Raw genomic sequence first — 10964 nt, 5'->3', positions numbered from 1 at the left:
TAAAAATAGTAGGTTGGGCAAGTAATTTTATATCTCCAATATGTTGAGTTATAAAATCTCTAGGAGCTATAAAATTATTTAAAGTTTTTTCTATAATAAAATTATTGTTTAAATCTTTTACTCTAACTATTACTTCGTAATCTTTTTCTATATAATTAGGTATAATTTTTAAATATTTTCCTTTAAATGGCGAAAAACTTTTACGAGGGATTTTATTATAAACTGTATCAAGATATCCAGGCAGTATACTTAATTTATCTAGCTTATCATCAGAAATCCATGATAATTCCCCTCCATCTTCATCAAATAAAACATCTGGAATATTTATTACTGAACAGACAAAAGGGATAATTATTATATTTTTTTTATCTACTACATAAAGCCAAGGTTCTCTATATGAGTTGACTTTAACATTAATACCACTTTCTTCTAAAAATTCTTCAATAACTCTTTCTTCCATAGAAATATCATTTGCTTCCAGTTTTCCCCCTAATAATTCAAACTCATTCCTTTGGTTTTTTCTGAATAAATATTTCCCTTCATGATGTAAAATCCCTTTTATTGATACTGAAAACTTATCATTCATTTTGTCTCCCCCCCTATTTTTTATCTATCATAATATTACCTTGAAGTTAGGAATTAAATCAAATTCTATAATAAAAATTTTACAAAAAATAATAATTCTGTGGGGACAGTTTGGGGATAAAAAAAAGTTTCTTTAAAAAACACGTAAGATACTAGTATTAAACCTTAATAAAAACGGGGGTTTAATGAATAGAATTATGTTTAAATAATGCCTATTAGGTTCGCCACTTTCTTGAAAATCTCCTTCTTTAAGTAAATTGTTTTTAAAGGGTAAAAATAAAATAAATTGTATATTTAAAAGAAATAAGTAAAAAAGGAGGGAGAGATGTCGACATATAATATATTAGAAGATGATATCTATGGTTTAATAAAGAAAATAGCTATCCCAGCATCTATAGGGTCACTGTTTACAACACTTTATAATGTTGTAGATACTATTTTTGCAGGAAAAGTTGGAACTGCTGGAGAAGGTTTGGCAGGGGTATCTATAACTTTCCCACTTTTTTTATTGCTCTTGTCTATTTCTATAGGATTAGGAGCAGGAACTACTACCCTTGTAGGTAATGCAATAGGTGCAAAAGAGAATAAAACTGCCAGAGAGATAACATACAATTCATTTATATTAGCAACAATAATGTCAATTTTAAGTGTTGTTATTTTATATCCAATGATTCCAGGAATTTTAAGATTTTTAAAAGTTTCAGAGGAAGTTTTACCTTATTCTCTTAGTTATATTAGAGTTATATATATAGGAATATTTACTTTCACTATCTCAGGTGTCGCTAATTCTGTTTTATCAGCTCAAGGACAGACGAAACCTTATAGAAATATCCTTATTATAGGTTTCTTTTTAAATATAATATTAGATCCATTATTCTTAGGGAAAAACCCTCTATATTTTATAGAGTTAGCATTAAAAAATATATTTTTAGCAGTAACTTTTGGAAATATGAATACAGGAATGTATTTTTCAGAAAGTTTGGAGATATTCCCAAATATGGGAACTGCTGGAATAGCTCTTGCTACAATATTAATCCAATTATTTCAAACTATATATATAGTAATAAGGCTAACACAATCTCCATTATTTCATTGCCAAAGAGAAAAAGGAGAATTTAAATTTGATTACAACATTATAAAAGAACTTTTAGAACAAGGTTTACCTGCTATGCTTAATATGATAACTGTTACTACAGGTATATTTATATTAAATTATTTTGTTTCATATATAGGAGGAAGCAATGCCACAGCTGCTCTTGGAATAGGGTATAGAGTAGAGCAAATAGTCATGTTACCTGCATCGGGAATATATATCGCTATGATGGCGATTATTGCACAAAATAGAGGTGCCGAAAAATACGATAGAGTTTACGAAACTTTTAAAAAAGGGTTTATGCTGAGTGTAGGGCTACTAACACTTGGCTCTACAATTGTTTTTTTTATAAAATTAAGTTTAATATCGTTATTTACCGACAACAAAGATATTATCAGATTAACAATAGAATATCTAAATATAGAAGTATTTACTATTCCTGCATATGCAGTTTTATCTAGTAGTATCAATACATTACAAGCTATTAAATTACCAAAAGTTCCAATGTATGCTACCCTTGTCAGACAATTTATTATGCCATTAACACTATATACTTTAGTAACTTTTGTTTTTAAATTACCCATAAGATTTATATGGATTTGTGTATTTATTAACGCATGGAGTGTAAGTTTATTCTTAATATTTTATGCAAGACGGCAAGTCAAAAAAATTAACTAAATCAATCCAAATTTTTTACATGCCTTATAAATTCCATCATTGGATGCAGTGTCAGTTATATGATCTGCGACTTTTTTTAATTCTGCTTTTGCATTACCCATAGCCACCCCAAGACCTGCATATTTTGTCATTTCCAAATCATTTAATCCATCACCAAAAGATATTATTCTTTCTTTTCCTATTCCTATCCTTCTAGCTATCTCTTCTATTCCTACAGCCTTTGATCTACCAATTTTTAAGAGGTCAAACATACCATTTCCCCAAGGTCCCAATTCATAATTTTTTTCTAGAGGCTTAAAATATCTTCCACCGTCTTTAGCAAAAAGAAATATATTCTCAACTTCTCCCTCTAAGTTTTTAATAAGTTTTATGCTATCTAACATATGATGAACTTTTTCTTTTCTCATTTTTTCTATGTCAGAGAGATATATACCTTTTCCATTGGAAAATCCATAGCAATAGTCTTTATTTTTACAGATTCTCCTTATTTCTTCTAGTACATTTTCAGGATAGGTATATCTATATATTATTTCATTTTTATATTTCACATATTGGCCGTTACACGCTATATAATTTTTTATTCCAGTTATACTTAATATCTCTTCTATATTTTCCCTTTCTCTTCCTGTAGCAATGAGACATTCGATGCCATTTTCTTTCATTTTTTTTATTGCCATAAGAGTGGATTCTGGTATTTCATTTCCTTTAACTGTTAGTGTTCCATCTATGTCAAAAACTGCAAGCTTATACATGAATCCCCTCCTTTAATATTATTATTACCCTAATAATAGTTCATTTTTCTAATTTTTCCAAAATTTATATTTTTATAGAAATTAAATATGGTTATTTTTTTATTAATTTCCTATGAAAATAGCAAATAAAAAAGCGGTAGAAATTTCTACCACTTTGAATATTTAAAATTATATATGATTATTTTATTCTTTTCCTGAAACTATATTTTTCCATCTTTTAAGGATCTCTTTTTTACTATTAGAAGCCCAGTCAAAATCATAATCAAGTAGTTTGATATCTGAAATTGGTCCTAGTCCCTTTGGAAGAGCAACATCGGTTCTAACTCCTCGGATATTAAACTTTGTAGCTAAAGCCTCTTGAACTTCTTTACTTCCTACATAATCTAAAAATAATTTAGCATTTTCTTGATTTTCAGAACCTTTAATTAAAGCAGCACCATCAGCAACCACAGAGGTACCTTCAGATGGATATACTATTTCTATATGTCCACCAGCATTTTTATATTTAACAGCAGAACTCTCCAAAGTTAATCCGATATAATATTCCTTGTCTACTACACCTTTAGGTACAGCTGACGAACCTCCTAAAATCTTACCGTCAAGATTGGTTATAAATTTTTTAATAAAATCATATCCTGCTTCAGAATCTTTTCCAAAGGCAGTCAATAGAGTAGCGGTGATAGTATAAGATGATCCAGATTTAACAGGAGAAGCCATAGCTATTTTACCATTCCATTTAGGATCGATTAAATCATTCCAAGAAGTAGGAGCTTCTTCTTTAGTTACAAGATCAGTGTTATAGATCATAACCATAGGTAATACAGCAAAACCAAACCACTTATCTTGAGAATCTCTAAATAGAGGGGCAATATTATTATGATTTATACTTTTATATGGTGTGAAATATTCCTTGTATGAATTTAGAGACTCAGCTCCTCCTCCAAAAATAACATCTCCTAAAGGATTTTCACTTTCAGCTTGTATTCTTTTAAGTAATTCTCCAGTACCTGCTACAACTAAGTTAACTTTGATTCCTGTTTTATCTGTAAAACCATTAACAACACTATTGATAGCGTCTGGGAAAAGTGGTGAATATACAGTGACTTCATTACTTTGAGTAGGTGTTTTATTATTTTTACCACAAGCTACAACCAGTAAAAGTGATAATGCCAATAATAAATTTAAAATTTTTGTTGATTTTTTCATACGATTTCTCCCTGATAATATTTTATAATAACTCTATCTGACATGATACTCGTATTATATTATTTGTACAATGAAAAAAGTAATAAGTGTACGGGTACACTTGTTGTTTTTAACCGATTTTTTAAAAAACTGTTAGCATTGCTATACTTTAATATTTAATAACTTAAAAATAGTAAATAAAAAAGTGGTAGAAATTTCTACCACTTTGAATACTCAAAATTTTACATAATTATATAGTTTCTATTTTTGAAGCTTGAGGACCTTTATCACTTTGAATGATCTCGAAAGTTACTTCCGCTCCCTCTTGCAAAGTTTTAAATCCTTCTTTATTGATTTGTGAAAAATGTGCGAAGTATTCGTTCCCGTCTTCTGCTGAAATAAATCCAAACCCTTTATTATCATTGAACCATTTAACTGTTCCTTTTAACATATATATATGCCTCCGTAAAATCTTAATACAGATAAGTTTTCTTAAAAAATCCATTTAACTTTAAACCCAATCAAGGGTTTCTTAACCAATGAAGCTCTTTCTTACTATCTGCTACTATTAAATAGTATCATAACCGTTACAAAAAGTAAAGTTTTATATCAAAAATGTAAACAGAGAAATAAAATACAGTATATAACATCTACATTTTAAAAGTGAATTTTAATTAAATGTAGCTATCATTATTGATGCTTAATATGATATAATTATCTTTATAAAAATAGGGAGGAGAAATCATTGAAAAATAAAGATTAGGGGAAGGGGATAAAAATGGAGATGTATTTAAAACAGTTAGAATTAGAAGAACCTATTGAAGTTTTTAATTTACTTGAAGAAACAGTTAAAGAAGGCTGGGGATTAATAGATTCAATGACTCGTGAGGAATTTCCCAAATATTTAGAGGATAAATATACTGAAGATTTAGGAGTTGATTTAAAGAATGGAAGGGTTCCACAGACAACTTATTGGCTTTATGTAGATGGGATACCCAGTGGAATGATTCTTATTAGAAGACGAATAAATGAATCATTACTTAAACGTGGTGGGCATATCGGATATTATATAAAAAAAGATCATAGAAGGAAAGGTTATGGGAAAAAAATGCTTTCATTATGTTTAGATATTTTGAGAAAAGAAGGACTAGATAAAGTATTAATTACATGCAATGTTGACAATTTAGGTTCTCAAAAGATTATAGAAGGTAATAATGGTGTTCTTGAAAATATAGTAGATGGTAGCAAGAGATATTGGATAGATATTAATTAAAAAAAATTATTTTAATAAAAGAATAGGAGGATTATTCATTGAAAACTAAAATACCAAAAGAACAGATGTTCTTTTTTATACTAGCGGTAGGAACGGCATGTACTTTTACGTTATGGCGTGCACTTATTAATAATTATTCTGTAGAAGTAACAAAATTTGTAGGAAAAGATATTGGACTTCTACAAAGTGTTAGAGAGGTTCCGGGACTATTAGCAGTGACTGCATTAATTTTTTTATTATTTTTGCCGGAACAAATATTTCTTACACTTAGCATGATACTATTTGGTGTTTTTGTCATGTTGACCGGATTTTTGGATTCAAAAGTAGCACTTATTTTAGGGACTTTAGGAATGTCGTTTGGATTTCACTATATGGAAACAATTAAACAATCTTTATCTTATCAATTATTGAAAAAAGAGGATCTTACAAGGGTATTAGGTAAAAGTGGTGGAATAAGTGCATTTACTTCTTTGATAACGTTTTTAGCGATAATTTTCTTTTGGAAATTTTTAGGAATAAGTTATCAAACTATGTATTTAGTTGGAGGAGGCTTTATAATATTAATCGCAATTTATATGCACCTTTATTTTCCAAAATTTCACGTTGAATTTGAACAGGATAAAAAAGCAATTTTAAAAAAAAAATATTGGTTATATTACGTTTTAACCATTCTTTCAGGTGCAAGAAGACAAATTTTTGTAGTATTTGCTCCATTTTTACTAGTAACAAAATTTAATTTGAAAATAGATCAATTGGTTTCTGTTTTTATTATAAGTCAATTATTGTTAATAATTATTTCACCGAAAATTGGTAAATTAATTCCAAAAATAGGAGAGAAAACAGCTTTAATTATTGAATATTTATTTCTAATGATAATTTTTTTCTGTTATGCAAATGTAAGAACAAAGATTCAAGGCGAGATTTTATATATATTGGATAATTTATTTTTTGGACTTTCTTTTGCTCTTAGTAGTTATTTTAAAAAAATTGGTGATCCTAAAGATATGGCAGCTACTTCTAGTTTAAGTTTTACACTAAATCACACTATGGCAGTTATTATTCCAGTTGTCTTTGGATATATTTGGTTAAAAAATCCTTCATCAGTGTTTTATTTAGGTGTAGGGTTAGCTTTAATTTCTCTTATCTTTAGTACATTTATACCTAAAAATCCAATAATATCAAAAGAGACTATTTTTGTAAGATAAAATTATAAAATACTAATCTAAAATTAAAGGGAAAATCGATTTTAAAGTGTATAGAATAAGTAGTTAAAGGAAAATAAGAGGGAGAGTGCTTATGGAAAATACTTTAAATGAAAAAATAAAAATTGGGATTTCTGCATGTATGTATGGAGCAAAAGTTCGTTACAATTCAAAAGGATTTGATATCTTAGGTTATTTGAAAAGAGAAAAAAATGACTTTCTGTGGACACCAGTTTGTCCAGAAGTTATGTCGGGATTAAGCGTTCCTAGATCTAGTATTAGATTAGTAGGAGGGAATGGGTTTGATTTTTGGGAAAGAAGTGCACAAGTTAAGAATAGATCTGGTAAAAATGTTAGTGGAATGATAAGAGCCGGAAGTATGTCATGCTTTGAAACATTAAAAAGGGTAGATGTTGATGCATATATATTTATGGAAGGAAGCCCTTCTTGTGGTATTAATAGAACTACTCTAAGAAAAGAAAGTTTAGGGAAACCACCAGGAGTCTTTGGTGCTTTACTCTTAAAGGAACAAATGTTTTTAATTCCAGCTTTAGACTTACAAAGTCCTTTAAAATGGTGGGATTGGAAAAGACGATTGGTGGCTTTCACTTGGTTTAAAAGAAAGGAACTTAATACTTTTTCTGAATTTTTTGAATGCTGGGATATTTTAAAAATTCTCTGCCAAGAAATTGATGAAGAAAGTAGTAAAGGTGTAGAAGAGAGTATTGAATTTTTTTCTGATAAAACTAATCCAAAAGAGTTTGAAAAAATTCAAATAGAAATTTTAGATATTCTAAGAACGCCTTCTAACCCTATAAAGATTAAAAAATGGTTATGGGAAAATTATAATTCACTAAAAAAAATACACAGTATAGAGGTAGATAAAGTAAGGGAACCTGAATATTTGAGAGGGGTAACTCATGTAGCTAATGAAATGCTTCAAGTAGAATTAGAAGCAAGAAAAGTAAAAAAATGTTTTAAAAGTTCTCCTATTGATTATGCCCCTGGAAGATAAGAAAAATAAAAAAAGATTATTACCTGTATTTTTACAGATAATAATCTTTTTTACTTTTCTCTTAATATTATTTATTTTAAATTTTTTACCAGTTTATTTCTAAAGCTACTCCTACTTCTTTCACAGGTAAAATTTTGTTTATTTCTGCTTTAACAGCAAAGGAAGTACAATGACAAGGATATAATTCTTTTAAATTGTTCTGTTTTAGATAATCAATAGTTTTATTAACTTGTGTATTCACTTCAAATAAATGAAATCCCCCTATAACTCCTAGAACTCTTTCATCTTCGCATACTTTTTTTGCATATTCTATGATATTACATATTCCACTATGAGAACATCCAGTAATAATATAAATACCTTTTTCACTTTTATAGGCAAGAGCTGAATCATCCATTACATAATCTTCAAAGGAATTTCCATTAATGGTTTGTGTTCCAATAGCTTTTCTATGTTCAAAATTATTCATCTGAGGAATTTCTCCTAGAAAAGTTATATTTTTACTAACTTTAATAGGTTTCTTTGAAAGAATTAGATTACATTTTTCTTTTAGTTCTTCCTGTAAAATAGGAGAACAAATTTTTAAATCATCAATTTTTTTTTCGTTAAATGCATCTGGATGAGAAACAATAGAAATATATTTTTTATGTTTATTCTCAAAATAATATTTTAGTCCTCGTGTATGATCATCGTGACCATGGGAAATAACAATAGTACTTATATTTTCTAAGTTTACACCTAATGCGTTTGCATTTTTTAAAAATAAATTAGAATATCCTACATCTAACAGTAAACTAGTCTCCTCATCTTCAATATAATACGAAACAGCAGGTTCTCCACAATAATATTGATCAATATATGTATTATTGTCTACTAAAACTTTTAATTTCAATTTACTTCCTCCCTATTTGATAAGTGACATTAAAAATGCAAAATAATATATATCGTTGATACAAAAGTATTTAGAAATTTCCCCTTCAATTTTAAACCCAAATTTTTTATATAAATTTATAGCTTGCAGATTATCACTTCTAACTTCTAGTTCAAATTTTATTAATTTTTTATTTGATTGAAAAAAATTAACTGCCTGTTCCATGAGTAAACTTCCAGCACCGATCCCCCAATAATCTTTTAAAACATTGATACCTAAAGTTGCTCTGTGACATAATCTTTTCCTAGAAAAAATATCAATTCCAAGCATACCAATTATAACCCCATCACATATACAAATATACAATTGATTATTGGAGTTAATAATCTTTTCAATATGTTTTTCTTGGCTTTTTATTGTAAATCCAGTATTTTTTCTTTCTTTAGAACTACAGGCTAAAAATTCAGTTTCATCTGAAGTTTCCATGAAGAGATCATAAATTTCTTGAGCGTCTGATAATATAGCTTCTCTAACTATTAAATTATTCATAAATATTACTCCTATTTTTATATATTTTTTTTATTAGTATATCACAATATCTCTTAAATAGTTCTTAGGGATTTTAATTTATTAGTTTATGGTAGCTGATAGGTTGATTATTTTAGGAGTAAATGATAGAAGTTAAAAATAAAAATTATTTTTTAAAGGTCGACAAATTAGGTGTCACTAGAGTATACTCTAGTAGAAAATATTCTATATTAATCTAATCAATGTGGAATCTAAATCCCTTTTATTTCAATAGAATACAGATCTATCTAAAATATTAATCTAACCAAAGTGGAATTTAAATTGTTTTCTTTAAAAAGGCTTTTGTTATACTATTCTGTGTAAATCTAATCAAAATGGAATATAAATGTATTATTTTCATTGAAATAACGAATTATTAATCTAATCAAAATGGAATCTAAAGATATTAAAATCCAGTCTAAACTCAGGTTTAATAGTAAAATTAATCTAACCAAAATGGAATCTAAATCAGAGATCAGTAAATTAATAGAGATAAATGAACAAATAATAAGTTTCACCAATCATAGTCTAAAAACGTTCTTTGATGAGAGAAGTTTCTCTTTAAAGACGTTTTTTTATTACCAAATAAAATGTATGAAAAAAATAAAAATATATTACAACATTATTTTTTTTTAACTTACAACTTATTTAAGTTATTATTTTCATGTAACTTTAGTCTTTATTTAGTATAAAATAGTCATTACTTAATTTTAATGTGATAAAAATTAAGTTTTTTCAAAGATACTATTGATTAATCTATTTTTTTGAAGTACACTAAGTTATAAAGAAAAAAGAACTATAGAAAAGAAATAATTTATTGGTTGTACGAAATTTTAAATTATTGATTAATTGTGTTTATTTGTGGGAAGAATACTTGTTAAAAAGTAAAGAACCTGAGGTTCTTTTTTACTTTTTAGGGATTAGAAAAAAAGTAATATCCGATTATAGAGGAGGCATCATGAGGTTTGAAATAAGATGTAAATTAGAAAAAAAAGTAATTTCTACAGATTATAGAAGAAAAGTTCTTTCTTTTTTTAAAGGATCGCTAGAAGAATATAATAAAGATATAAAAAAAGCTATATATGATGATCCAAAGAGAAGAAATTTTACTTTTTCTGTATATCTTCCAGTTGAAAGAATAGAAAAAGATGAGATATATTTAAGAAATAATTATATAAAAATATTCTTATCTGTTGAAAATATGATGGAAGCGCTCCATTTCTTAAATGCTTTGATAGGGAGTAAAGGAAAAACTTTTTCTATGGGAGAAAACTCATTTGTAGCAGAAAAAATTCATAGGAGGATAGAAAAAGAAATAATTAGAGGAGAAGCTGTATTTAGGGCATTATCGCCGATAGTAATTAGAGAGGTAAGGGAAGGAAAAAATAGCTGGTATCATGATTTTGATGAAAAAGGAATAAAAATTTTAAAGAAAAATACCCTATATAATTTAAAAGATAGATTTTCTAAATCGTTATTAGAAGAATTTGAGATAGTACCTATAAAAACAAAACGTACTGTGGTAAATTTTTATAAGTCTAAATTTCCAGTAACTTTAGGGGATTTCTATATAAAGGGAGATAAAAAAATATTAAATTATTTATATAAATCAGGATTTGGAAGCAGGTCATCAGCTGGCTTTGGGATGTTAGAAATAATAGAGTAGGGGGAAACATGAAAGAAATTATAGAGGGAGAATTTGATACCCGAATATATCCATCAGATTGGCGATGGAGTGCAGCT

11 protein-coding genes are annotated in these 10964 nt (G+C 27.6%); 5 read left to right on the top strand and 6 right to left on the bottom strand.

The window, feature by feature from the left end; translation table 11 throughout:
- On the bottom strand, positions 1–586 hold a 586-nt coding region (locus WBG30_RS01515; protein WP_424502877.1), incomplete at its 3' end, for a hypothetical protein.
- A 324-nt stretch (positions 587–910) separates the two neighbouring features.
- On the opposite strand from WBG30_RS01515, the gene WBG30_RS01510 reads away from it, so the two are divergent.
- Positions 911–2356: an MATE family efflux transporter gene (locus WBG30_RS01510; protein WP_424502876.1), complete on the top strand. Its 1446-nt coding sequence runs from the start codon at positions 911–913 to the stop codon at positions 2354–2356.
- On the opposite strand, the gene WBG30_RS01505 is transcribed toward WBG30_RS01510, so the two are convergent.
- The 3 genes from WBG30_RS01505 to WBG30_RS01495 all read right to left on the bottom strand — a co-directional run bounded on the left by WBG30_RS01505 (position 2353) and on the right by WBG30_RS01495 (position 4744).
- Positions 2353–3108, bottom strand: a complete 756-nt coding sequence (locus WBG30_RS01505; protein ID WP_424502875.1) for a Cof-type HAD-IIB family hydrolase — start codon at positions 3106–3108, stop codon at positions 2353–2355. The two genes, WBG30_RS01510 and WBG30_RS01505, sit on opposite strands and share 4 nt — an antisense overlap.
- 183 nt (positions 3109–3291) lie before the next feature.
- A complete protein-coding gene (locus WBG30_RS01500) occupies positions 3292–4314 on the bottom strand; it encodes an ABC transporter substrate-binding protein (RefSeq protein ID WP_424502874.1) in 1023 nt (340 codons plus the stop codon).
- A gap of 229 nt (positions 4315–4543) precedes the next feature.
- Positions 4544–4744: a cold-shock protein gene (locus WBG30_RS01495; RefSeq protein WP_424502873.1), complete on the bottom strand. Its 201-nt coding sequence runs from the start codon at positions 4742–4744 to the stop codon at positions 4544–4546.
- Between the two features lie 327 nt (positions 4745–5071).
- On the opposite strand from WBG30_RS01495, the gene WBG30_RS01490 reads away from it, so the two are divergent.
- The 3 genes from WBG30_RS01490 to WBG30_RS01480 all read left to right on the top strand — a co-directional run bounded on the left by WBG30_RS01490 (position 5072) and on the right by WBG30_RS01480 (position 7783).
- Positions 5072–5566, top strand: coding sequence for a GNAT family N-acetyltransferase (locus WBG30_RS01490; RefSeq protein ID WP_424502872.1), 495 nt, complete (start codon positions 5072–5074; stop codon positions 5564–5566).
- A 38-nt stretch (positions 5567–5604) separates the two neighbouring features.
- Entirely contained in the window at positions 5605–6771 is a 1167-nt protein-coding gene (locus tag WBG30_RS01485; RefSeq protein ID WP_424502871.1) for an MFS transporter, read from the top strand.
- A gap of 91 nt (positions 6772–6862) precedes the next feature.
- Entirely contained in the window at positions 6863–7783 is a 921-nt protein-coding gene (locus tag WBG30_RS01480; protein WP_424502870.1) for a DUF523 domain-containing protein, read from the top strand.
- Between the two features lie 85 nt (positions 7784–7868).
- Here WBG30_RS01480 and WBG30_RS01475 read toward each other — a convergent pair whose 3' ends face one another.
- On the bottom strand, positions 7869–8675 hold the full coding sequence (locus tag WBG30_RS01475; RefSeq protein WP_424502869.1) for an MBL fold metallo-hydrolase: 807 nt from the start codon (positions 8673–8675) through the stop codon (positions 7869–7871).
- Between the two features lie 12 nt (positions 8676–8687).
- Positions 8688–9203: a GNAT family N-acetyltransferase gene (locus WBG30_RS01470; RefSeq protein WP_424502868.1), complete on the bottom strand. Its 516-nt coding sequence runs from the start codon at positions 9201–9203 to the stop codon at positions 8688–8690.
- Positions 9204–10179: 976 nt separating this feature from the next.
- Between WBG30_RS01470 and cas6 the strand changes: the two genes are divergently transcribed.
- Complete coding sequence (gene cas6, locus WBG30_RS01465) at positions 10180–10887, top strand: CRISPR-associated endoribonuclease Cas6 (protein ID WP_424502867.1); 708 nt, start codon at positions 10180–10182, stop codon at positions 10885–10887.
- The last annotated feature ends 77 nt before the right edge of the window (positions 10888–10964 follow it).

Origin of the sequence: Psychrilyobacter sp. (assembly GCF_049671765.1) — a bacterium.
GTDB lineage: Bacteria > Fusobacteriota > Fusobacteriia > Fusobacteriales > Fusobacteriaceae > Psychrilyobacter.
This window is presented reverse-complemented; position numbering and strand designations above follow the sequence as displayed.